At 58.8% G+C, this 24,397-nt stretch carries 21 protein-coding genes; 14 read left to right on the top strand and 7 right to left on the bottom strand.

From position 1 onward, the window contains the following. Window positions 1-28 precede the first annotated feature (28 nt). Window positions 29-976 carry a hexose kinase gene (locus WNZ14_RS11845; RefSeq protein WP_342868861.1) on the top strand — a complete coding sequence of 316 codons (948 nt, stop codon included), beginning with the start codon at window positions 29-31 and terminating at the stop codon, window positions 974-976. 10 nt (window positions 977-986) lie between these two features. Here WNZ14_RS11845 and WNZ14_RS11840 read toward each other — a convergent pair whose 3' ends face one another. From WNZ14_RS11840 to arsB, 3 genes are all read right to left on the bottom strand, one after another. Continuing rightward, window positions 987-1,919, bottom strand: coding sequence for an L-lactate dehydrogenase (locus WNZ14_RS11840; RefSeq protein WP_342868860.1), 933 nt, complete (start codon window positions 1,917-1,919; stop codon window positions 987-989). Window positions 1,920-2,070: 151 nt separating this feature from the next. Continuing rightward, window positions 2,071-3,945 (bottom strand): L,D-transpeptidase family protein, encoded by a 1,875-nt coding sequence (locus WNZ14_RS11835; protein WP_342868859.1) that lies wholly within the window; start codon window positions 3,943-3,945, stop codon window positions 2,071-2,073. A 259-nt stretch (window positions 3,946-4,204) separates the two neighbouring features. Beyond that, window positions 4,205-5,266 carry an ACR3 family arsenite efflux transporter gene (arsB, locus tag WNZ14_RS11830; RefSeq protein WP_342868858.1) on the bottom strand — a complete coding sequence of 354 codons (1,062 nt, stop codon included), beginning with the start codon at window positions 5,264-5,266 and terminating at the stop codon, window positions 4,205-4,207. A gap of 229 nt (window positions 5,267-5,495) precedes the next feature. On the opposite strand from arsB, the gene WNZ14_RS11825 reads away from it, so the two are divergent. The 3 genes from WNZ14_RS11825 (at window position 5,496) to WNZ14_RS11815 (ending at window position 9,146) form a co-directional block, all read left to right on the top strand. Continuing rightward, window positions 5,496-7,103: a fumarate hydratase gene (locus tag WNZ14_RS11825; RefSeq protein WP_342868857.1), complete on the top strand. Its 1,608-nt coding sequence runs from the start codon at window positions 5,496-5,498 to the stop codon at window positions 7,101-7,103. Between the two features lie 141 nt (window positions 7,104-7,244). Beyond that, window positions 7,245-8,315, top strand: coding sequence for a GGDEF domain-containing protein (locus WNZ14_RS11820; protein WP_342868856.1), 1,071 nt, complete (start codon window positions 7,245-7,247; stop codon window positions 8,313-8,315). A 210-nt stretch (window positions 8,316-8,525) separates the two neighbouring features. Next, complete coding sequence (locus WNZ14_RS11815; protein WP_342868855.1) at window positions 8,526-9,146, top strand: L,D-transpeptidase; 621 nt, start codon at window positions 8,526-8,528, stop codon at window positions 9,144-9,146. Window positions 9,147-9,200: 54 nt separating this feature from the next. Here the strand turns inward: WNZ14_RS11815 and WNZ14_RS11810 are convergent, their stop codons facing one another. Together WNZ14_RS11810 and WNZ14_RS11805 are read right to left on the bottom strand one after the other, a co-directional pair. Continuing rightward, complete coding sequence (locus WNZ14_RS11810) at window positions 9,201-9,809, bottom strand: pyridoxamine 5'-phosphate oxidase family protein (RefSeq protein ID WP_342868854.1); 609 nt, start codon at window positions 9,807-9,809, stop codon at window positions 9,201-9,203. Then, the gene (locus WNZ14_RS11805) at window positions 9,806-10,792 is read right to left on the bottom strand and encodes an alpha/beta fold hydrolase (protein ID WP_342868853.1); all 987 of its coding nucleotides are present in this window, start codon (window positions 10,790-10,792) and stop codon (window positions 9,806-9,808) included. The genes WNZ14_RS11810 and WNZ14_RS11805 overlap by 4 nt, the downstream gene beginning before the upstream one ends. Window positions 10,793-10,838: 46 nt before the next feature. Between WNZ14_RS11805 and WNZ14_RS11800 the strand changes: the two genes are divergently transcribed. Further along, the gene (locus WNZ14_RS11800; protein WP_342868852.1) at window positions 10,839-11,351 is read left to right on the top strand and encodes a MarR family transcriptional regulator; all 513 of its coding nucleotides are present in this window, start codon (window positions 10,839-10,841) and stop codon (window positions 11,349-11,351) included. 9 nt (window positions 11,352-11,360) lie between these two features. On the opposite strand, the gene WNZ14_RS11795 is transcribed toward WNZ14_RS11800, so the two are convergent. Beyond that, window positions 11,361-11,729, bottom strand: a complete 369-nt coding sequence (locus tag WNZ14_RS11795) for a DUF971 domain-containing protein (RefSeq protein ID WP_342868851.1) — start codon at window positions 11,727-11,729, stop codon at window positions 11,361-11,363. Between the two features lie 177 nt (window positions 11,730-11,906). Between WNZ14_RS11795 and moaA the strand changes: the two genes are divergently transcribed. The 9 genes from moaA to WNZ14_RS11750 all read left to right on the top strand — a co-directional run bounded on the left by moaA (window position 11,907) and on the right by WNZ14_RS11750 (window position 21,749). Next, window positions 11,907-12,920 carry a GTP 3',8-cyclase MoaA gene (moaA, locus tag WNZ14_RS11790; RefSeq protein ID WP_342868850.1) on the top strand — a complete coding sequence of 338 codons (1,014 nt, stop codon included), beginning with the start codon at window positions 11,907-11,909 and terminating at the stop codon, window positions 12,918-12,920. Between the two features lie 158 nt (window positions 12,921-13,078). Further along, window positions 13,079-13,987 carry a DMT family transporter gene (locus tag WNZ14_RS11785; protein WP_342868849.1) on the top strand — a complete coding sequence of 303 codons (909 nt, stop codon included), beginning with the start codon at window positions 13,079-13,081 and terminating at the stop codon, window positions 13,985-13,987. Window positions 13,988-14,421: 434 nt separating this feature from the next. After that, entirely contained in the window at window positions 14,422-15,648 is a 1,227-nt protein-coding gene (locus tag WNZ14_RS11780; protein WP_342868848.1) for a multidrug effflux MFS transporter, read from the top strand. Window positions 15,649-15,867: 219 nt separating this feature from the next. Then, window positions 15,868-16,665, top strand: coding sequence for an ABC transporter substrate-binding protein (locus WNZ14_RS11775; RefSeq protein ID WP_342868847.1), 798 nt, complete (start codon window positions 15,868-15,870; stop codon window positions 16,663-16,665). Window positions 16,666-16,768: 103 nt separating this feature from the next. Further along, on the top strand, window positions 16,769-17,569 hold the full coding sequence (locus tag WNZ14_RS11770; RefSeq protein WP_342868846.1) for an ABC transporter permease: 801 nt from the start codon (window positions 16,769-16,771) through the stop codon (window positions 17,567-17,569). Next, window positions 17,566-18,396, top strand: coding sequence for an ABC transporter permease (locus WNZ14_RS11765; RefSeq protein ID WP_342868845.1), 831 nt, complete (start codon window positions 17,566-17,568; stop codon window positions 18,394-18,396). Before WNZ14_RS11770 ends, WNZ14_RS11765 begins: the two co-directional genes overlap by 4 nt. 72 nt (window positions 18,397-18,468) lie before the next feature. Next, on the top strand, window positions 18,469-19,281 hold the full coding sequence (locus tag WNZ14_RS11760; protein WP_342868844.1) for a methyltransferase domain-containing protein: 813 nt from the start codon (window positions 18,469-18,471) through the stop codon (window positions 19,279-19,281). A gap of 334 nt (window positions 19,282-19,615) precedes the next feature. Next, window positions 19,616-20,815 carry a mandelate racemase/muconate lactonizing enzyme family protein gene (locus WNZ14_RS11755; protein ID WP_342868843.1) on the top strand — a complete coding sequence of 400 codons (1,200 nt, stop codon included), beginning with the start codon at window positions 19,616-19,618 and terminating at the stop codon, window positions 20,813-20,815. A 397-nt stretch (window positions 20,816-21,212) separates the two neighbouring features. Then, the gene (locus WNZ14_RS11750) at window positions 21,213-21,749 is read left to right on the top strand and encodes a hypothetical protein (RefSeq protein ID WP_342868842.1); all 537 of its coding nucleotides are present in this window, start codon (window positions 21,213-21,215) and stop codon (window positions 21,747-21,749) included. A 121-nt stretch (window positions 21,750-21,870) separates the two neighbouring features. Here the strand turns inward: WNZ14_RS11750 and WNZ14_RS11745 are convergent, their stop codons facing one another. Continuing rightward, window positions 21,871-24,336 (bottom strand): penicillin acylase family protein, encoded by a 2,466-nt coding sequence (locus tag WNZ14_RS11745; RefSeq protein ID WP_342868841.1) that lies wholly within the window; start codon window positions 24,334-24,336, stop codon window positions 21,871-21,873. Window positions 24,337-24,397 lie beyond the last annotated feature (61 nt).

The following is a 24,397-nucleotide window of genomic DNA, read 5'->3' as shown; positions in this document are numbered from 1 at the left end:
CCCTGCCCCTCGTGTGATGGTCCGCCCCATGTTTGACATACTGACCATCACACTCAATCCGGCCTTTGACGTGTCGACTTCGGTCGGCACGGTCACGCCCGGCCCGAAACTGCGCTGCGAACCACCGCGTTATGATCCCGGTGGTGGCGGCGTCAACGTCTCGCGCGCCATCCTGCGTCTGGGTGGCCAATCCGAAGCCTTTGTCGCGCTCGGCGGCGAAACCGGCGGCGTGTTCCAGGCTACGCTTGAGGCCGAAGGCATCGCGGTCACGCATTTCGAGATCGATGGCAACACGCGGCAATCCTTCGCAGTCAGCGAGACCTCGACCGGCAAGCAATACCGGTTCCAGCTGCCCGGGCCTGTCTGGTCTCCGGAGCAGACCGTAGCCATGCTCGCACACCTCGGCCTGCATCTTGCGCGCGAGGGCATTGTGGTGATGTCGGGCAGCATGCCGCCCGGTGTGCGAGCCGACATCGCCTCGACCGTCAACCGGCTGGCAGTGGAAAACGGCGCGCAGCTGATCCTCGACACCTCAAGCGATGCCCTCACCGCAGCCGCCGCCAATCCAGGGCCGCCTTTTGCGCTGCTCCGGATGGATGGCGAGGAGGCGAGCGAAGTCTCGGGCCGTGCATTCACCTCGCCCGGGGAGCTCGCCGATTACGGCATCGATCTGATCCGCAAGGGCGTGGCCGAAAAGCTGGTCATGTCGATCGGCTCAAAGGGCACCGTCGGCGTGTCGGCAGACGAACGCTTCTTCTGCCAGTCGCCCAGGATCAAGACGCTGAGCGCTGTAGGCGCCGGCGACAGCATGGTCGCGGCCATTGCGCTTGAGCTATCAACCGGGGGCAGCTTTCGCGATGCCGTCCGCCATGGTGTCGCCGCCGCAGGATCAGCCGTGCTGACGCCAGCCACGGAACTGTGTTCGAAAGAGACCGCGGATGAGATTTTGGGGCGTGTAGTAACGACGGAAACTTGATGATCGAGGCTTAGAACCTGAGTTTCGACGAAAACCCCGAAATGACCTCGGCGCTGTGCTTGAGCGCGGCGCGTTCGGTCTCGTCGAGATCGGGCATCAGCGTTGCGATGATGCCCTCGCGACCGACGATGCGCGGCAGCGACAGGGCTATGTCCTTTACGCCCTCGATCTCGGCGGTCACTTGGGAGACGCTCAGTACCGCGCGTTCATCATCGATGATGGCGCGGACAATGCAGGCCAACCCAGCGCCGATGCCGTACCAGGTAGCCCCCTTGCCTTCGATGATGGTGTAGGCGGCCCCCTTCACCTGCGCGGCGATCGATGTCCGCGCCGCCTCATCGAGCGGCCGGCCGATCTGCTTGGCAAACGAGACGATGGGCACGCTGCCTGCCATGGCGCTCGACCAGACAGGAACCTCGCTGTCGCCATGCTCGCCCAGCACATAGGCGTGCACGGAATTGGGCGCGATGCCGAGGTGATCGCCGAGCAGACTTCTCAGCCGCGCGGTGTCGAGAATGGTGCCCGAGCCGATCACCCGTTCGGGCGGCAGGCCGGAGATGCGCTGGGCTGCGAAGGTCATCACATCAAGCGGGTTGCTGGCAATCAGCAGGATTGCCTCAGGGGCAGCCGTCATCACGCCTGAAATGACGGACCGAAAGACTTCGACATTGCGCTCAAGCAGCGCCAGCCTGTCTTCACCCGGTTTCTGGCTGATTCCAGCGGCGATGATCACAACGGCCGCGCCCTCAAGATCGGAATAGTCGCCGGCATGAATACCGATGGTGGTTGCAAACGGCGTAGCGTGGGAGATGTCCTGCGCCTGGGCGCGGGCCAAAGCATGATTTGCGTCAACAAGCACGATATCCGTGCCAACGCCCAAGAGCGCCATGGCGTAGCCCGCTGCACTGCCAACCATTCCGGTTCCGACGATTCCGATTTTCATCCAAATGCTCCGAGGTTCATGTCGGCGCGCATCTGACGCGCCAAAGACCCTGTCTTAGCAAGGATCACCAAACGCCAGTATGATGGAAATCAATCAGGCGACGCTGTGAAGCGTCGCCTGATGTACTGCACAGAGCAAGTTCAGTTTGAAATCACGACGTCCGAGCTGCCTCGGTGGCATCGATTGCCTTACGCAGATAGGCGTCGCGGTTATAGACATCGGCGAAATACTCAACCGTGCCATTGTCATCCGGCCATGCGGTAAAATAGGCCACGTGGACGGGGATGGTGGTCGTCAGATTGACCTGCTTGTTCTGACCGCTGGCGATATGGCTGCCAATCTCGGCAACCGATGTTCCCAGCACCTTGGCGGCCATGCCGCGCGGATCCTGCAGGCGAACACAGCCATGGCTGAGCGCACGGGCGTCACGCTGGAAGAACGATTTGGACGGCGTGTCGTGCATGTAGATCGCATGGCTGTTGGGAAACAGGATCTTGAGCTCACCCAGAGCATTGCCATCACTAGGCGGCTGGCGCACGCCGATGCCGCTGCCCTTGCCGACCTGGTTCCAGTTGACAGCGCTCGAAGAGACCGCACGGCCATTTGCCGTCACTTCATAGCCCAGCCGATCAAGATAGGACGGATCAGCCCTCAACTTGGGCAGCATTTCGTTGATGATGATCGACTGCGGAACGCCCCAGTAGGGGTTGAACTCGACCAGTTCAATCTGGTCATCAAAGAAGTAGGTCTGGTTGGACCTCGATCCGACCACCACACGCATCGACAGTTCGGACTTGCCGCCTTCAATATAAGTCGCGGTAAAAGCCGGCTGGTTGATGAACACGCGCTTGGCCGCAAGGACGCCGGGCAACCAGCGCGACCGCTCCATGGCGAGACGGACTTTTTCGATCTTGTCGGAATTGGTGATGCCAACCAGCGCACGACGTGTTGCAGGTCCCACGACACCGTCAGGCTTGAGACCGGCCTCCTTCTGGAAGCCCTTCACCAAATCTGCGATCTCGTTGTCATATTCAGGCTTGCCGGCATAGCTCGCCAGCACCAGCGCATGATCAACCTTGAGCGCATCGCTGCCCTTCATGGCGATGGCAGCCATCACATTGGCAAGCTCGGGGTTGGACTGGCCCGGCTTGAGCAACACATCTTCAGCGATCTCGATGCGTTCAACGTCATCAAGTGCCTGCAGCCGCGTCAGCTCGGCCTTAAGAGCCTCGAAATGGGCGCCTTGCGGATTTTGCGCCAACAGCGCTTCAGCAGGATCTTCGGCCTTTGCGAGCGCTTCGAGCTGCTTGGCAAGGTCCGGGCTCTTGCGCTTGAAATCATGGTAGCCGGAGATCCGCTTCGGATCGACCCGGCCGCGGGTCGCGTCCAGCATATAGTCGGCAACGGCGACCGAGAGCTTCATTTCGAAAGCCATCAGTTCTTTCTGGCGTTCGGTTCCCTGCGTGACATCGAATGCATCGGCGGGCACATCGACCTTGTAATCATCCGCATCCAGACCGACAGCAGCAGCGGCATTGAGCACATCGATTACAGCACGGGCGCGGTCGGTGACCGCGGTGCCCGCGACCCAGATGTAATCCGGGTGCGCCGAATAATAGTCAACAACTGCATTGGCAGCATCTGGCAGTGCCTTTACCGACAGATCCGCCAGGGCAGGACGGCCTTCGGCAAACGGATCGATACCCAAAGGCGCAAGCCCCATATCGTCGATGCCGCCAGTGACCACCGGATCGGCAATCTTGCCGAAATCGACACTGACCAGAGTATCAGGCTTGTAGGTGCGGTAACTGGGTCCGCTGATACGCGCGACTGGTTTTGCAACCGGCGCTTGAACTTCTTGCCGCGCCTGTTCCCGTGCAACCTTCTCGCGCTTGCGCTGGGCCGGGCTCTTGAACAAGGCGTCAAGCAGGCCCTGTGCATGGACTGGAGGTGTCGTCGCGACCACGCCAGAGAATGAAACCGCGATGGCGATCAACGCCACACCTGCACGTATCTTGATGCTCATGCCCAACCCAGATTGTTATGCGTCAGCCTGCCAGCCCGCGCGTTCAGACGAAATTGTCCCGTTAGCGAGAACTCTATCAAATCACAACGACCATTGAAAGAATGCCAGACAAATTCAGTCCGCGGAATTGTCGCACCTGATGCTCATTGCGCACACCAGCAACGAGGCATCGCAACTATGGTCCCGTTAAGACAACCGCGACCCTTGCCAGCCCACTGGCTGAAAATCCGCCGCCAGCGCCCGAGAGCAACAATGAAGCCTAAGTCACACTCTTCACCGCATTTCGCCGACCAAGGGCGGGCGACGTCTCGTACCAGCCCTTCGACCGGTTGACGATAAAGACCAGCGACAACATGACGGGAACCTCGATCAGCACCCCGACCACGGTGGCAAGTGCAGCGCCCGAGGTGAAACCGAACAGGCTGATCGCCACGGCGACGGCCAGCTCGAAGAAGTTGCTGGCGCCGATCAGTGCAGATGGCCCGGCCACGACATGGGTTTCGCCGACCACCCGGTTGGCAAGGTAGCCGATACCGAAAATGAGATAGGTCTGAATAATGATCGGCACGGATAGCAAGACGATGATCAGCGGCTGGGCAAGGATTGCCTGCCCCTGGAAGGCGAACAGCAAGACCAGCGTTGCCAGCAGCGCAACAATGGACATTGGCTGAAGTTTCGACAGCAATTTCTGAAGTCCCGCTTCGCCCCCAACCGCCAGAACGCGGTTGCGCACAACCTGCGCGATGAAGACAGGCACCACGATATAAAGCGCCACCGAAAGCAGCAGTGTCTGCCATGGCACCGTGATCGCCGAGATCCCGAGCAGCAGCGCAACAATCGGGGCAAAGGCTACCACCATCACCAGATCATTGACCGTGACCTGGCTCAGAGTGAACAGCGGATCACCCTTTGTCAGATTGCTCCAGACAAACACCATGGCCGTGCAGGGTGCTGCTCCAAGCAGGATCAGTCCGGCGATGTAGCTATTGATCTGGTCTCCCGGCAAGTAGGGCAGGAAAAGCCAGCCGATAAAGAACCAGCCCAGGGCAGCCATTGTGAAAGGCTTGATCGCCCAATTGACGATCAGTGTCACTGATATTCCACGCCAGTGGCGGCTGACCTGCCCCAGAGAGGCGAAGTCGATCTTGATCAGCATGGGCACGATCATCAGCCAGATCAGCACTGCGACGGGCAAATTCACGTTGGCTATTTCGGCCGATCCGATCGCCTGGAAAAAGGACGGAAAGACCGAGCCGAGAGCGATACCGGCAACAATACACAGCGCGACCCAGAGTGTCAGGTACCGCTCGAAAATAGACATGACATACTCCTGTTCGCTGGATCTGCCGGCCCCCCGCCAACCACGAGATCCGGCCGGTCAGACCTTTATGACAACGGCAACGGGCTTCAACTCGATAAATCATGATATCTTGAAATATACAATATGCTGACCAAACTCCGCGCACTTTACCGCAATTGCAATTGACCGGCCTTCATCCTAAGACCAGAAACTTGAGCAAGCGACCAACAGGCGACCGGAAAGGCATTTCGTGGCAAACGATCTCTTCCCCCTTGGACCAGACACCACTTCCTGGAAAAAACTGACAGACAAACATGTCAGCGTCGAAGAATTCCGAGGTCAGGAAATTCTCACCGTTGAGACGGATGGGTTGCGGCTTCTGGCCGAGACGGCGTTTGGCGATATCAACCATTTGCTCAGGCCTGCTCACCTCAAGCAACTGGCGGCAATTCTCGATGATCCCGAAGCGACCGAGAATGACCGCTTTGTCGCCTTCGACCTCCTCAAGAATGCAAATATCGCTGCCGGCGGCGTGCTGCCCATGTGCCAGGACACCGGCACCGCGATCATCATGGCCAAGAAGGGCCGCAAGGTCTGGACAGAAGGCGGCGATTACGAAGCGCTGGCGGGCGGCGTTCTCGACGCTTATGAGCGTCGCAACCTGCGTTATTCGCAGCTCGCCCCCCTCTCCATGTTCGAGGAAAAGAACACCAAGACCAACCTCCCCGCCCAGATCGACATCTATGAGGAAGGCGAAGACAGCTACGACTTTCTGTTTGTTGCCAAGGGCGGCGGGTCGGCCAACAAGACCTTCCTCTACCAGGGCACGCCGTCTCTGCTGACCCATGACCGGATGATCGAGTTCCTGCGCGAAAAGATCCTAACCCTCGGCACAGCCGCCTGCCCGCCCTATCATCTGGCCATCGTAATCGGCGGCACATCTGCGGAGATGAACCTCAAGACCGTCAAACTCGCCTCGACCAAGTATCTTGATGAGCTGCCGACCAAGGGGTCCGACTCAGGCCATGCCTTCCGCGACCTGGAAATGGAAGCCGAAGTTCACAAGCTGACCCAGCAGATGGGTGTTGGAGCACAGTTCGGCGGTAAATATTTCTGTCACGACGTCCGCGTTATTCGCTTGCCGCGCCACGGCGCATCGCTGCCTATCGGGCTCGGCGTCTCCTGCTCGGCCGATCGCCAGGCCAAGGGCAAGATCACGAAAGACGGCATTTTCCTCGAACAGCTGGAAACGGACCCGTCAACATATCTACCTGATATCGACGAGGAGAAGCTCTCGGAACACGTGGTCAAGATCGACCTCAACCGGCCGATGAGCGAGATTCTGGCCGAACTGTCGAAGCATCCGATCAAGACGCAATTGTCGCTGACCGGTTCGATCATCGTTGCGCGCGACCTGGCACACTCGAAAATCCGCGCCAGACTGGAAGCCGGCGAGCCCATGCCCGACTATCTCAAGAACCATCCCGTCTACTATGCCGGCCCTGCCAAGACACCTGAAGGCTACGCATCGGGCTCGTTCGGCCCGACCACAGCGGGGCGGATGGATTCCTACGTCGATCAGTTCCAGTCCTTTGGCGGATCAATGGTCATGCTTGCCAAGGGCAACCGCTCCCGCTCGGTGCGTGAGGCTTGCGCCCGTCATGGCGGCTTTTACCTGGGTTCGATCGGTGGCCCAGCCGCGCGACTGGCTCAGGACTGCATCAGGAAAGTCGAGGTTGTCGAGTATCCGGAGCTCGGCATGGAAGCGATCTGGCGTATTGAGGTCGAAAACTTTCCGGCCTTCATCGTGATCGACGACAAAGGCAATGATTTCTTTAAGGAACTGAATCTAGGCTAGATAAAGCAAGAAGCGTCAGATCTTAGCGGCCTGCAACCGAGCAACGGGGTCAGAGACTTCGTTGCCATTAACATTTCCCCAAGATTTAACCCGTAAGAATATCGGTAGTTGGAGCTATGAAAGCCACGCTGGGGACGAGAGATGACGGCAACACCTACCAATAAGGTCCACTCGATGGACACGGCGACTTTGGTGCTTGCCACCATGCGCCGCCGAGGTATTTCCGGCCTCCCACGAAACTATGAGCTGGTTTACGAAGCACTCAACTCAACCAACTCGACCTTGACGAAGCAGTTTGAAGCGCTTGGCCGCAATCCGGGGCAAGATGAGCTGGACGCCTTGGGCAAGAAGATTTTTCCCCATCATTACCGCACAGGTGTGGTTGAAGGCGCTCACGACAAGATTTCCGGCGAACTGGATGGAATGCTGCGCCTGCTCAAGCAGGAACAGTCGTCGATGGAGAGCTATTCCAAATTGCTCGGCGAAGCCTACAACCGCATCTCGACCAAGAGCATGGCAAGCGCTGAGATCCTCAACAACGTGATCGGCGTGCTGACAAACGCCACCGGCGACAACATGGAAAAAGGCAAGGTCGTGGTCGAGCACATGGTCGAACGCGCCCGCGAGATGGAGCAGGTAAAGCTCGAACTTGACGAGTACAAGCGCATCGCCAACACCGACCCGTTGACCCGACTGGCCAACCGCCGGGCATTCGACGATGTTCTGGCCAACATTTACAACGAACAACGAAATTCGATGTACTACGCCCTGATCGTGGCGGACATCGATCATTTCAAGAAATTCAACGACACCTATGGTCATCCGGTCGGCGACCGGGTGCTTGGCGTTGTCGCGGCCGTGATGAAAAGCACCCTGCGCAAGGACGTTTTCATCTCCCGCACCGGCGGCGAGGAATTTGCGGTCGTGCTTCAGGGAACGAGCCTGGAAATCACCATGGAAATTGCCGAGCGACTGCGCAAATCGGTCGAGGCTACACCGCTGAGAAACCAGAAGACCGGAGTCAACTACGGCCCGATCACGCTTTCCCTGGGTATCTGCATGGCCAGCGATGCAGATAGCGCCGAAGAACTCTACAATAAAGCAGACGTGGCGCTCTATACAGCCAAGCACAGCGGTCGCAACAGATCACAGCTATACAAGCCGGAATTGAACCAGGAGTTCGAAAAGAACTGGGCCATTTACAAGCCCTGATATCCATCTGGTTTGTACATGCGCAAATCTGCACGCGCCAGGCCCTGCAACTTGAAGCGACCTCACAAACCTCTCCTGTGGAAGCTGGACAGGTCGCGCCGAAGCAGGTACCCATGACAGACAAGGGTCGAGGACTGGTCTACGGATTGGCGCAGGCCCGATTGAACCAATGCGTCCCGCTATATTTCAACGACAGCTCCGGATCCCAACATGAAACGCCTGATATCTTCCGCTTTTCTCGCACTCTGCCTGATGGCGCCTGCGGCTGTGCAAGCGCAGCCGGCTGGACAGACCTCATCGGAATCAAAGACCCTGCTGCAGATCTTGTTTCCACCATCGGAAAACTACAACAAGTACCGCCGCTCGGATAAATCGCCGATCAAGCGGAAGGTGATGTCCTTCAAGGAGAACCATGCTGAAGGCACAATCATCATCGACACGTCGGATCGGCGCTTGTACCACGTGCTCGGCAAGGGCAAGGCGATGGTCTACGGCATCGGCGTTGGCCGCGATGGCTTTACCTGGCAGGGTCAGAAAAAGATCACCCGCAAGGCCGAGTGGCCTGGCTGGACACCGCCGCAGGTGATGCGCGACCGGGTCAAGCGCCAGGAAGGCCGGGTGCTGCCTGCCTACATGCCGGGCGGACCGGACAATCCGCTTGGCGCGCGCGCCATGTATATCGGTTCGACCATCTACCGCATTCACGGCACCAATCAGCCCTGGACCATTGGCCAGGCAATGTCTTCGGGCTGCATTCGCATGGCCAATGAAGACGTCGAGCATCTCTACGATCAGGTCAATGTCGGCACCAAGGTGATTGTCCGGAACTGATTTCCCCGATCCGGTACCAAGATCAAGAACCGGCTGTAATGGCCGGTTTTTTTGTCACCACATGCTGGTCTTGGCCCGCTCGGGCCATTCCCGGTCATAGGTCTGGCTGTCGAAATCATGCTTGAGTTCCCGCATCAGGCTCCCGGCAGTCGGAAGGGTTGCGAGATCCGGCCAGGCTTCAGCATCCCAGATCCTTGCCCGCATCAGCGCTCTCGCGCATTGGAAGTAGATTTCGCCGATCGTGATGACGATGGCAGAGCGCGGCAGCTTGCCCTCCATAGCGAGGCTCGCCAGCAGATCCGCGTCGACGGAAATCTCGGCTCTTCCATTCACTCTGAGCGTGCTGTTGGATCCCGGGATCAGGAACAACAGCGCCACCCGCCCGTCGCGCACGATGTTGAGCAGGGAATCGATCCGGTTGTTGCCGCGCCTGTCGGGCAGCACAAGGGTGCGATCATCCCTGATCGTCATCACCTGCCCCGGATCGCCGCGCGGTGAACAGTCGAGCCCTTCCGCTCCCGATGTGGCAAGCGCCAGCAGCGGCGAGGCTTCGATCAGCTTGCGGTAGCCTTCGGTCAGACGGTCGCTCACCTTGATCAGCGAAGCTTCCGAAATCTCTCCGTAAATCGCTTCGAGTTCAGCCACCGTTTTGATGATCGTCATGCGAGCCTCCGGGGTCTCCCGTTTTCGGTGGCCGCCAACTTATTTGGTTCTTTCGAACATGGAAGAGGCAATCCGACGATTTCCGCAGCCTTGACCTCTTCGCCCAGAAATTCGACGACCGCCTGTGTTACAGGCTCCGCAGAAACGATGCGACGATGGCCAAAGCCATTGGCTTTCAACAGCCGGACATTGGGCCCGGTGCGCGCGATCGCCTCGGCATTGGAGAACGCCACTTCCTTGTCATCTTCGGCATGGATCACCAATGTTCTGATACAGACATCATGCATCATCCGGTCGACCCGGAATTCAGACAGCGGCCGGCCCGAGAACCGCAACACCTGCCGTTCAAACGCATTTTGTGCAGCCGCACCGAGACCCATCATCTTTCCGACCCAACGGAACACATCAGCCAGGTTGGACGGCGCCGCGATGGTGACGATCCGGTCCGGCCGCCGCTGCGGCACATGCAGGATGGACCCGGCTGCTGCTGCCATCACCGATGGACCGCCGAAGGAGTGACCGACAAACACGTCAAACGGACCATGCTGACGCCAGGCCGCATCGATGGCTTCCACCGACTTGCCCAGATGCAGGGTCCGGCCTGTCGATGCACCATGACCGGGAAGATCGAGGCACACGACCGTGTGTCCGGCTGCAACAAGCGCATCTGCGAGCGCTACCATATGGTCACTTCGAGACCGGTAACCGTGCACCAGAAGAACCTTTTGCCCACCGGCCACCGACTGGGCTGGTCGGAACAGATGGGTTGCGACAACACTGCCTGGAATCACCAGCCGCAAGGTCTCACTCTCGGCCATGCGTGCTTTTGCGAGCGCCAGGGCCTTGCGCTCCTTTTCGCTTTGCGGCTTGGTCGATCGAGTGCGCGTGAACAGCCAGAACGCCAGTTCACCAGCCTTCTCCGGCGATTGAGCCGCAACCAGGCGAAGCACCACACGGGTGACCTTTTGAACGAGAGATGCCATAGTGAGATTTCCAGATTGGTTCAACTATGAACAGAATTGTACAACGATGAACAAAAATCAAGCCCTACCCTGGGACAGCCCGCGTTTTCACAACTGGATTGCCGTCGCCCGCGCCTGCCAGGTCATGGGTTTGACCCTGGCACGCGCGCTTCAGCCACTCGATATCAAGCCCCCGCACCTCGATATTCTCGTCAATCTGTTCCGCACGCCGGGCATATCGCAGCAGGATCTGGCCGACAAATTGCTGGTTGGCCGTTCGAACCTATCGATGCTGCTGCCACAACTGGAAAAGCGAGGGCTCCTGGTCAGGCGTGGCGACACGCAGGACCGCCGCGTCTTGCGCCTTGAGCTGACCCCCGAGGGGACAGAACTCACACTTGAAGCGATCGCCATCCAGTCCGCCCTGATCGACCGCACCATGAAAACCGCGTCCACAGAGGAGTGCAATCTGGTTGGCGACGTTATGACCCGCATCATTGGTGAACTGACAATGCCGGATGCCGCGCCAGACGCCGCCGAATCGCTCGAAACAGGCACATCCGTAGGGGAAAAAGCCTGACCCGGCGGACTAGAGCGTCCGCGACATGCCCTTCTCAGCCAGTTCGGCAATGTACTCCGCCCAGCGCTCTTCCTTGGCCTCACCAAGTTCGGACAGGAAGATCCAGGTGAAGATGCCGCTATCGTGGCCATCGTCAAATGCCAACCGCACGGCATAATTGCCAACCGGCAGAACCTTGGAGATGGTCACACCGGTCTTGCCACCAACAGTGACCCGCTGCGCCGGCGAATGCCCCTGAACCTCCGCAGATGGAGAGCGAACCCTGAGCAATTCAGCCTCGATTGAATAAGACCGTTCATCGGTGAAGCGGACCGTCAGCATCTTGCGATCGGGAGACACCCGCAATTCTTTTGGCCATGCACTCTCATGAACGCTCATTGGTCACTATCCTCGATTTCATCGCATATAGCGGCTGATCTAGAACCGATCCGGCAGCTTAACAAGCTAAAGCCGTCGAAACTCAGCCTGGCACACACCCGCTCGATTGACGCTACCCCTTGACGCGCCTCCGGTGGATGACGACATTGCACCCAAACTGATGAAGGATCATCCGCCATGGAAGACACCGCTGCCCCGATCATGATCGACCCGTTTGGCCGTGCGGTGAACTATCTGAGGGTTTCAGTGACCGACCGCTGTGATTTCCGCTGCACCTATTGCATGGCGGAAAACATGACATTCCTGCCCAAGAAGGATCTTCTGACACTTGAGGAGCTGGACCGGGTCTGCACGGTGTTCGTCGAAAAGGGTGTCCGCAGGATCCGCCTGACCGGCGGCGAGCCGCTGGTGCGCAAGAACATCATGGAATTCGTTCGCCAGGTCGGGCGTCACATTGACGCCGGTCGCATGGATGAACTGACGCTGACAACCAATGGGTCTCAGCTCACTCGCTTTTCGTCAGAACTCTATGATTGCGGCGTTCGCCGCATCAATGTCTCCATCGATACACTTGATCCGGACAAGTTCAGCAAGATCACCCGCTGGGGCGAGTTGAGCAAGGTGCTGGAAGGTGTTCGCGCGGCCCAGGCGGCAGGTCTGAAAATCAAGATCAACGCTGTAGCGCTCAAGGGCTTCAACGACGCCGAGATTCCGGAAATGCTCAAATGGGCCCATGGTCAGGGCATGGACATGACGGTGATCGAAACCATGCCGATGGGCGAAATCGACGAGGATCGCACCGATCAGTACATGCCGCTTTCCTTGCTCCGTGGCAATCTCGCGCGGCAGTTCACGCTCGAGGATATCCCCTATCGCACCGGTGGTCCTGCACGCTATGTGACGGTCAAGGAGACGGGCGGAAAGCTTGGCTTCATCACCCCGATGACCCACAATTTCTGTGAAAGCTGCAATCGGGTCCGCCTTACCTGCACCGGCACGCTCTACATGTGCCTCGGCCAGAACGATGCGGCCGACCTGCGTGCGCCGCTGCGCGCGTCCGAGGGAAATGAGCTTCTGTCCGAGGCAATCGACGAGGCCATATCCCGCAAGCCAAAGGGGCATGATTTCATCATCGACCGGACGACAAAGCAGCCCGCCGTCTCCCGCCACATGAGCGTCACTGGCGGCTGATCAGACGAGGAAGTCGTCGCCAGGACGTGAAGTCCGAAGGCTTGATCCATCAATTTCAATGATGGACCGGCAGTCCTGGCTGACTGTGTCCGCTCTCGCAACAATGCTATGACTTTTTTCAAGCCAGCGATTCAATGCCGGCACGATCCGGATGTTTCATGGCCCTTTCTTCGAATATACGCGGCGCGTTGTTCATGTCCCTGTCGATGGCAGGGTTCACCTTCAATGATTCGATCATCAAGCTGCTGACCAGCGACATGAGCGTCGCTCAGTTGATCTTTCTTCGCGGCGCGGTTGCTTCGCTGCTGATCTACCTGCTGGCCCGGCAGCGGCGCGCGTTGCGGCCACTACGCATCCTGCTCGATCGTTGGGTGGCGCTGCGGGTGCTGGGGGAATTGGGCGGAACCCTGACCTTCATGTTGGGCCTGTCGCATATTCCACTCGCCAATGCTTCGGCGATCCTGCAGGCGCTGCCGCTGGCCGTCACCATGGGGGCGGCGCTGTTTCTCTCCGAACCTGTCGGCTGGAGACGATGGGGCGCCATTCTGACGGGTTTCGCCGGCGTCCTGATTATCGTGCGGCCCGGCCTGGAAGGGTTTTCGCCTTACGCGCTGATGATTGTCGGAACCGTCTTCTTCGCGTCCTTGCGCGATATCGCCACGAAGAAGGTCAATCCGGAAATCCCCTCCCTTTTCCTGTCAACGGCCACCGCAGCCTCGGTCACTGTCGGAGGCTTTTTCCTGATCTGGCCGATGGGCGGCTGGGGCCCGGTCAGCGTGGGCGAATTTGGTCTTGTAAGCCTGGCTGCCTGCATGCTGCTGGTCGGCTACCAGTTCATCATAATGTCGATGCGCGAAGGCGAAATCTCGTTCATCGCGCCCTTCCGCTACACAGGCTTCATCTGGGCGCTGCTGCTGGGAATGGTGGTTTTCGGCGAATATCCCGATATGTTCATGATAACAGGTGGCGCTATCGTGATCGGATCAGGTCTTTATACGCTTTACCGCGAACGGATAAAAAGTGCGGCCAAACCGGCAAGCCGCGCCGCAACCCGTCATTCACCCTGAGCCGGAACTTTTCTTGGGTGGACCGGTTTCCGAAGCCTTTGCCGGCCCATTGTCTGGAGTATTGACATTGCTTGCCGAGGACGTATCACCAGACAGCTCAGGTTCTGAGCGAGCCGTCGCCTCATTGTCCAGATCGGCCAGCAGCTTGACGTGCAGGCAATCGCCCCACGCCGCATTGCAGAATGGACACTGGTCATCTTCGTCGTCGCCCGACATACGGATCCATCCAAATCAAACAATAGAATCCAACAAAAGCCCCTAGGAATCCACTGCATTCAAGTTTTCAGTTCAGAATCAGAAAGTAAATCCTATTCACCCGCTGCGCAACCTAACCGACCTCGGCCTTTTCTATTAATGAACAGACAACCTACACAAGAGCTGCCCATGTCGGAATTCGTTTGCATCCATGCGCTTGCCAACACAAAACACCACCAATGATAAAACCAGTATTCCTCAATCGCGCGACGCCGCCCCATATTGCCACGCTGGTGGTAATTGCAGGGCTAAGCGCGTTGAACATGAACCTTATTCTGCCCTCGCTACCCGGGATCGCCACCTATTACGAGGCGGACTACGCTCTGGTGCAGCTGGCAGTCTCCGGCTACCTGGCCGTCACCGGCTTGCTGCAACTGATCATTGGCCCGTTGTCCGACCGCTACGGGCGGCGCCCGGTGCTGGTCGCCAGCATGACGATTTTCCTTGTCGCAACCGCATTGACGCCTTTTGCACCAACCATCGAGACATTCCTGATTATCCGCATGCTGCAGGCAGCTGTTGTTTCCGGCATGGTGCTGTCGCGCGCCATCGTGCGCGACATCGTCGGCACCGAACAGGCCGCCTCGATGATCGGCTATGTCACCATGGGAATGACGCTGGCGCCGATGATCGGTCCCGCTCTGGGTGGCATCATGCAGGAACTGTTCGGCTGGCAGTCGGTTTTCGGCTTGCTCTTTCTGTTCGGACTGATCGCATTCGCGCTGCTCTTGACCGATCTTGGCGAAACCAATCAAAATCGGTCCGCCAGCATGCTCAAGCAGTTCGGCGCCTACCCCGAACTCCTCCGCTCTCGTCGCTTCTGGGGCTATTCGCTGACAGCCACGTTCGCTTCGGGGGCGTTCTTCTCTTTCCTGGGCGGCGGCCCGTTTGTAGCCACAGCCATTCTCGGCTTGCCTCCGTCCCAGTTGGGCTTCTATTTCGTGTTCATCGCCCTGGGATACATGTCAGGGAACTTTATCTCCGGCCGTTTTGCCAGCCAGATCGGCATCAACCGCATGATGGTCACCGGATGCATCATTGCGACGCTTGGCATGAGCCTGTCGCTGACGCTTTTCATCGCCGGCCTGTGGCACCCGCTGTCATTCTTCGGACCAATGCTGCTTGTCGGCCTTGGGAACGGCATCACCCTGCCGAGCGCGAATGCCGGCATCGTTAGTGTCCGTCCGCATCTGGCGGGATCCGCGTCGGGCCTTGGCGGCGCCATGATGATCGGCGGCGGCGCAGCACTTTCGGCACTAGCCGGAGCGATCCTCTCCGCCGAGACAGGTCCCTACCCGCTGATCATCGTCATGCTGATCTCTTGTATCTTCAGCGTCTTCGCCACACTCTACGTGATCCGCGTCGAAAACAGCCTTGCCGTCGACGAAAAGATCAGCAGCGCCTAGCGGGATCAATCGGAGCCATTCCTGCTCCATTGCTCAAGATCGAGATCTGACACGCCGCCATCGCCATCTTACGTGTTTTGGCCTTGGGTAAGCTCGGATTTCCTGTTGCAATCGCTAACGAAACAGTGGGAATATTCTTTCCAGCGCGGTGAGCATCACCAGCGATCATTGGAATGCGGCGGTCAACAAGCCGCAATCCTGCCAACAGAGAGGACACCTATGCGTATTTCCAGCCGTATCACCCTGGCAGTTTCGGCTGCCGCCCTCGTGCTTTCCATGGGCGCAGCTGCCAATGCTGCCAGCCACGGCGGCATGAAGAAAATCGTCATCGGCACAGAAGGCGCCTACCCGCCATTCAACAACCTTGAATCCGATGGCAGCCTTGTCGGCTTTGACATCGATATCGCCAAGGCTCTTTGCGACGAAATGAAGGTCGAGTGCGAATTTGTCACCCAGGATTGGGACGGCATCATTCCGGCCCTTCTGGCTGGCAAGTTTGACGCCATCATCGCATCGATGTCGATCACTGAAGAGCGCAAGGAGAAGGTCGACTTCACCAAAAAGTATTACAACACCCCACCAGCCATTGCCGTGCCGAAGGACAGCCCGATCACCGAGGCAACCGACGCTGGACTGGCGGGCAAGGTGATTGGTGCGCAGTCGTCGACCACGCACTCCAACTACGCCGAAGAGAAGCTGCCGTCAGCCGAACTGAAGCTCTACCCGACCCCTGACGAGTACAAGCTCGACATCGACTCGGGCCGCGTTGATGCCGTGATCGACGACGTCATTGTGCTCACCGAGTGGCTCAAGTCAGATGCCGGCACATGCTGCAAGCTGCTCGGCACTCTGACACCCGATCCGGTCATCAACGGCGAAGGCGCCGGCATCGCCATCCGCAAGGGCGAAACCGAATTGCGCGACATGTTCAACACTGCCATCGCCGCAATCCGCACCAACGGCACCTACAAGACCATCAACGACAAGTATTTTGACGTTGATGTTTACGGTGACTAAGCCAAATCTGCTTCGGTAGACGACGCGAAAAGACGGCGGACGAGCGATTGTCCGCCGTTAAACTCAAAGACCGCAAACAAGGCGGCAAGGGTCAGGGGACAGCATGGAACCGACAGCATCGCTGGGAGGCCAGCTTTATGCGCTTGTATCGCTGCTTGATCCGTTCTGCGGCCCTTTGGGCGTCCTCAACCTGCTGCCCGAGAACTCACTGTTGTCGTGCGGCGATACCGGCTGGGGCGACGAGGTGGCTCGAGGCTTTTTTGTCACCATCACGCTGGCCCTGTGCACGCTTCCGATCGGACTGGTGATCGGGCTGTTCCTTGCCCTGGCAAAACAGACCGAAGTCCGCACGCTTCGGACTGCGGCCAATATCTACACAACCATCTTTCGCGGTCTGCCCGAACTCCTGACAATCTTCATGATCTATTTCGGCCTGCAGATCGCCGTCCGTGAAGTGGCCATTGCGCTGGGCTATGAGCGCGGCTTTGAAATCAATTCCTTCGTTGCCGGCACCATTGCGCTGTCGCTGGTTTTCTCTGCCTATGCCTCGGAAGTGCTGTCATCGGCCTTCAAGGCAATCCCCAAGGGTCAGTACGAGGCTGGCAATGCTCTCGGTCTGCGACCGGGCAAGACCATGCGGCTCATCATTTTGCCGCAGCTGGTCCGCATCGCCCTCCCCGGGCTCGGCAATCTCTGGATGATCCTGATCAAGGATACCGCGCTCATCTCGGTGATCGGGCTTGGCGATACGCTGCGCCAGACTGGGATTGCCGCCAAGGTCACAAAGGAAGCCTTCTTCTTCTACGGCACCGCCTGCCTTCTGTTCCTCGCTCTCGCCATGGTCTCTTCCGTGGTTTTCTCCCGGATCGAAACCCGCGTGCGCCGCTCGGGAGTAAGCCGATGAGCGCGGTCGAGACCCTCATTGCGCCACAGCCGGCACCGCCGCGCGAACCGTTCCGCTGGACACCCCTGCGCATCCTCGGCGCCACTCTTCTGAGCTTGTGGGTGCTGGCGGGCATTGCCCTGGCGTTGTGGCTGGTTGACGCCTGGGACATCGAAAAGGTGACCACCTACGGCCCGAAATTCCTCTCCGGACTCGGCACAACGCTGACCCTGGTAGGGATCTCCATTACGCTGGGCGCGTTTTTGTCCGTGCCCATCGCGCTTGGCCGGATGTCATCCAACCGCGTCCTGTCATGGATATCCTATGGCTATGTCTACTTCTTCCGCGGCACGCCACTGATCGCGCAACTGTTCCTGATCTATTACGGCTTCGGCACCTTCCGCGACCAGCTCGAAGCGGTCGGGTTGTGGGTGTTCTTCCGCGACGCCTGGAATTGCGCCCTGTTCGCCTTCACCCTCAACACAGCCGCCTATCAGGCCGAGATCCTGCGCGGCGCCATCGAGAGCGTGACCCGTGGCCAGCACGAGGGTGCAGCAGCGTTGGGTCTCACCCCGTTCCAGACCTTCCACCGCATCATCCTGCCCCAGGCAATGATCGTGGCGCTCAGACCCTATGGCAACGAGATCATCCTGATGATCAAGGGCTCGGCGATTGTCGCCATTGTGACGGTGTTCGACCTGATGGGCGAGACCCGGCGGGCCTATTCCCGCACCTTCGATTTCCAGACCTATATCTGGGCTGCGGTGTTCTATCTCGTCATCGTCGAGACCCTGCGCAACATCTGGGAAAAGCTCGAACAGCGACTGACGCGCCATCTCAAGCGATAGCGGCACCAATCAACGCTTGCCGCAGTCTCACCTTTCTATAAAAGGGGCGCAAAACCAGATTTGGAGCCTCCCATGGCCAAGACCGACGAAGACGCTTTGGCAGAAGCCTACAACCGCGCGCTGGCGCTGGAAAAATCCGGCGATTTTGATCTCGCCGCGGTGGCCTATGCCGAAGTTCTGGCACTTGATCCCGACGATCATGGCGGCGCAGCTGTCCGGCTGGCCTCGATGAAGCGCGGCGACGTGCCGACGCGCGCCTCGGAAGCCTATGTCACCACCCTTTTCGACCAGCATGCCGATGTCTTTGACAAGGTTCTGGTTGAGGATCTGGGCTATCACGTGCCTCTCCTGCTGCGCCAAAGACTGATCGAGCTGGGCGAAACCAGCTTCGACCGGATGCTTGATCTGGGTTGCGGCACAGGGCTGACCGGCGGTGCGCTTGAAGACATGGTCGATGACGCCACCGGGCTCGATCTCGCCGAGAACATGGTCGAGATCGCCCACGAGAAAGGCCTCTACGACACGCTCTATGTCGCCGACGCGGTCGATTATCTCGAAGACAATGACGACGAACCGTTCGATCTCATCGCCGCAACCGACGTGCTGCCCTATCTCGGCGCACTCGAGCCGTTGTTCGAGGCCGCAGCAAAGAATGCCGTGCCGGGCGCGCTGCTCTGCTTTTCGAGCGAGACCCTGCCCGACGCCGACTTCGAAGGCCGTTCCTACACTGTCGGTCGTTTCCAGCGCTTCGCCCATACCGAGGCCTATGTGCGTGAGGCGCTAGACGCCACGGGCTTCGAGACGCTTGAAGCGGGCGACATCATCGTCCGCCACGAACAGGGCCTGCCGATCGCCGGGCATCTGTTTATCTCCAGGAAGCGCTAGAGCCGCGGCCATCTATCGAGGCAGAACGGGTTAGCCTTGGGCTATTGCTGCGCTCCAACCGGAGCGTTGAGGCACAGCTGTGTGCTCGCCCGTTATCGACCAGCGCTGCGCAAAATTGGTCTGGTTGATTTATCATATTGGATATGAATTTCCGACCAATTGGCTCCTAACCTCCATGAACGAACACATGCGGGAGGCCTCGCCGAACGCAAACCAGACATCAACCGCGGCTTGCCTGATCAGCCGGCCGCGCACGGAATACCTGTGGTCAGTCCGGTCTTTTCGGCTGCAGCAGACTTTGTCTCAACGCCAAAAGCTTCACAAAGGACGGATAATGCAAGTTATTGATCGTATTGAACTTTACCACGTGACAGCGCCTCTGCCGGCTCCGTTCGCTCCATCCTGGATGCCCGGCACAATACGAAACAGCGTGACCTTCTACCTCGTTCGTTTCATCACCGATGACGGCGTGGAAGGCTGGAGCGCATTTACCGGTGCCGGACGGGAACGCGTCGGTCTCGGCCATATGTTGGCAGACCTGTTCCTGGGTCAGGATCCGGAAGATATCGACAAGCTCAGCGAGCGCATCCACATCATGGCGGTGGGCGGAAATTTCAATTGGTGGATCGAACCGGCCTTTTGGGACATCAAGGCCAAGAACGCCGGTCTGCCGCTCTACAAGCTGCTGGGCGGAACCGATGATCGCCTCAGACTCTATGCGTCGTCGGGCGAGTTGCGCGAGCCACCGGCGCGCAGGGATGAAGCCGAGAAGCGGCTATCCGAAGGCTTCGACACCATGAAGATCCGCGTCCATGACTGGGACGAGAAGGTGGATATCGAACACATTTCCGATGTGGCAAAGCACATGCAGGGCCGGATGAAGATCTCGGTCGACTGCAATCAGGCATTCCGGCTGACGGCCAAGGGCGATGCGCCGATGTGGTCGCTCGACCGTGCCAAACGGTTTGCCGATGCTGCTGCCGATGTCGGGCTCGCCTGGGTGGAAGAACCGCTGTTTGGCGAATGGCACGAGGAAATGGCCAAGCTCACGGCTTATTCACGCGTTCCCATTGCCGGCGGCGAACTTCATCTGATGGGCTATCATGAGCTCGCCAGAATGATCAAAATGCGCTGCTACAACATCTACCAGCCCGACACGATGTGGACCGGCGGCGTCAAGCAGAGCCTAGACATTGCCAAGCTCTGCCACGAGGAGGGAGTGGAGTTTTCATCTCACACCTGGACCAATGGTTTTGGCTTCATCATCAACGCGCATGTCTTCGCGGCAAGCGGCTTTGCCAAGGATATGGTGTTCGAATATCCGCTCAATGAGCCCGGCTGGGTTCCCGAAGCGCGCGATGCGATCATCAAGGAGCCGTTCATGCACGACAAGGGCTGGTTCAACATGCCCCAGACACCAGGGCTGGGATTCGAGATCGACCACGATAAGCTCGCAAGATACGGAAAGTGCTTCTTCACCGCGAGCCGCAAGGAAGTTCACTGGATGCCAGAGACAATGGCTGACATGGGCTGAGACCATGATCCGGTTTGCCTCCCGTTCATCGACGGGAGGCAAACCAAAGAGCCGATCACCACTATTGTTTGATCGGCGCGTGGCCGTGTTTGCAAATACTCTGCTCTCCGCCTTCAGACTTCGCGGCAGCTGTATCCCTCGGCACAAACCAGCATCACGGGCTGAGCGGGTCAGACTCACGTCAAATCGGCGCAGTCTTGGCAACGGGTTCCGACTGTGCTGATCAACCTTTTCCCGACAGAAATAATATATTTGGCAAGAAACTGAAATTTCGATGATATTTCTCGAAATGCAGCCTAAGCGCCAACGGCGCCGATCACAAAGCCGTGAACACTGCGCATGATTTGCTATGCTGATACGTAAGCTATTCGATATCCCGCACCGAAGGAGCTTTAGAATGCGCACACTCATCATTGCTACCGCCCTCCTCTTCCCCGTGGCAGCCTTTGCCGCCGGATCAGCCTCCGACAGCGCACCGCCAAAGCCCACCCAGACCACCAACTCCTGCAAGAACGGTCAGGTTTGGGACAAGAAAACAAAATCATGTGTCGACGCCAAGGAAAGCCGCTTGGATGACGACACGCGCTACGGCGCCGTTCGAGAGCTGGCCTATGCAGGCAGATACGAAGACGCGCTCTACGTGCTTGCCGCCATGTCTGATCAGAACGAAAGCCGCGTGCTGACCTATTACGGCTTCACCCACCGCAAGGCCGGCCGAATGGAGCTCGGCATGCAGTATTACAATGCCGCGCTGAAGGCCGATCCAGACAACCTGCTGGCGCGATCCTACATGGGACAGGGTCTGGTCGCATCCGGCAACATCGATGCAGCCCGCGTTCAACTGGCCGAGATCGAGGCCCGCGGCGGCAAATCGAGCTGGCCGGAAACCTCGCTTCGCAAGGCAATCCAGTCAGGCAAGACCTACAATTATTGATCTACCTCCAGTAGCTCAAAGTGCCCCGGCAGATGGCAGTTTCCATTGGCCTCTGTCGGGTCTTTTTGGGTTCGCCAGCCACAGCAAGAAAGGCTGAGGGCCGTGCGCAGTCCGCCCCGCCTCACCCTTCCGGGCCGAGCCTCCACACCCCGGCCGGATCGGCCACATCCGTTGCCGGAATCAAAATCGAATTCACATCGGCCCACAGCGGCGCGAAATCATTGTAGTGGCCCGAGAACACGTTGCCAGATTGGCCAGTTGTCTGGATGTAGGTGGCGTTGTCGAGGTCAGCCATGTCGAAGATGCCGCGATAACTTGCAGCATTGGTGTTGGCGTAGGGATCCTTGTTGTCCTGGACCTGCGTACGTCCGCGATCGAGCGTGAACGGTCCGCCGCCGCTTTCCACTTCCACATTGAAGAAACGCTTGAGCAGGCCGACTTCACCGAATGGACGATGCGCGCCCTTGGCGTAATGCGCCTGCCCCCAGCGCCATTTGCCTGAATCCTTGCCGTAGCGCGTCGAAAGATCGGCGACCGCCGCCTCGAACGCCTCCGCCACGATCTGGTCGCAGGTTTCCTCGGTCTCGGTCGTCTTGACATCGCACCAGTTGCGGCTGGCCCTGCCATCCAGCAGGCGCTCCATCACCTTGCCCCGCACCTTGAACCAGTCGTTGAACATGAAGCCGAGATCGTCTTCAAAAGTCATGATCATGGTGTGACGGACCCAGGCGATGAACAGCAAAGGCTCCATCTTGTCGCGCGCCATCGTCTCATCCCAGGACGCGATCCGGGCCACGAGCGCCTGATTGGATTCGGAGAGGGTCCGGCCGTCAAGCGCTTTCAGCATGCGAGGTTTGAGGCTCGCAAAGGCCGGCGAGAAGATATCAGCCTGCACTTCGCGCGACTTCGCCTGCGTGTGTTGCGCGCCCGAACCGTTGATCAGCGTCTCGATGCGGTTCTGGCGGTAAGGCTCGTCCCAGTCAAATGTCAGGTGAACCGGATAATCCGGCCCAATGATCTTGGTGTTGGCCGTAGCAATAAGCCCGCTTTCGGGATTGTTCTGCCGTGGTAGGTCTGCGTAAGGGGCGAAGCCGCGCCAGTCATAGAGCGCATTCCAGCCCGGCGCGGGTGCCCGGCCCATCAGCCGGTTGGCGGGATCGCGCCGGGGCACCCTGCCCGCAGCCACAAGACCGATATTGCCTGAGCGATCTGCCACCACCATCGACTGCATCGGCGTCAGAAAGGCCTCAAAACCGGTCTGGAAATCCTCCACCGTCCGCATGTTGTAAAGTCTGGGACCGACCATTGCCGTGGTGTCATCATGGGCCAGCGCCACCCATTGCAACGCCGCCACCGTGTTCTCGGGCAACAACTTGTCGAAGTTCTTGTAACCTGCCGGGAACACAGGCCCATGGCGGGTCCAGCGGCGGGTGAAGCTCTGGTCCGCACCACCCTTGACCTTGATGACTTCATCTTTTTTGCCGAACGGTGCCCAGCCGGTCGGCGTCAGATACTCTTCCTGATTGTCGGGGTTAACCCGCTCGACAAACACATCCTGGGCGTCGGTGGCAGTGTTGGTAAAGCCCCATGCAATGTCATTGCCGCGCCCCAGCAGCACATAGGGCGTGCCAGGCAGCGACGTGCCGATCAGATGGCGCGGCTCGTCAAACTCTTCAGTGACTTCCATATGCGCCAGATACCAGATCGACGGCGCCATGAGCCCTAGATGCGGATCATTGGCCAGAACTGGCAAACCGGATTGGGTCCGTTCTCCAGAGATCACCCAGTTGTTGGACGCGCCGGTTGCCAGCACCCCATCGATATCGGCAAAAGCGTCCGACGCATCGGCGGTGGTCATGCTCTCGCCAATCGGCGTCGCATCAAGCCCGAGCAAGGAGGTCAGGTCCGGCATCGCCGGCGGATTGTCGACATCGAGATAGGGCAGAAGATCGCGCGTTTCCTCTTCGCTCAGCCCTATCCGGTGAAAGCCCAGCCGCAGCGCCTCTTCACCGAGGTTTTCGGCCAGCGATATCGACATCATCTTGATTGCCGTCAGCGTATCGACAGGCCGCCAGGGTTCGGGCTTGTAGCCCAGAACCACGTATTCGGGCGGCAGCCGGGAGGAAAACACCTGCGGATTGCGCTCAATCCATGCATTGACGCCGCGGGCATAGCCTTCGAGCATCGCTGTCGTATCCGCATCCATCACATTGAGCGAAGCCTCGGCAGCCTCGTAGATGCCCATGGTCCTGAGCCAGATGTCGGTGCCGACGGTGGCATCGCCAAACATCTCCGACAACCGTCCCTGCCCGGCCATGCGGCTGACTTCCATTTGCCACAGGCGGTCCTGCGCATGGGCAAAGCCCAGACCTGCGGCAACATCAGCGCGGGTCTTGGCCTTGATGTGCGGCACCCCGTTCTGGTCCCGCGTGATCGTCACATCTGCGCCCAGACCGGCAATCTGCATGGCCCCGTCAGACGGTGCTTGCGAGCGCGAAACCCACAGCATTCCGGCTCCTGCTGCCATCACAACCAACGGAATGAGTAGAAGAATGAGCTTGATAAGCCCTTTGACGATGCGCATCATTGGTCTATGTCCCTCCCAGGGGCCGAGAGCTTGCTTTACGTAACTTGCAATCAGGTCAGCA

Origin of the sequence: Hoeflea sp. AS60 (assembly GCF_038900115.1) — a bacterium.
Taxonomy (GTDB): domain Bacteria; phylum Pseudomonadota; class Alphaproteobacteria; order Rhizobiales; family Rhizobiaceae; genus Hoeflea.
This window is presented reverse-complemented; position numbering and strand designations above follow the sequence as displayed.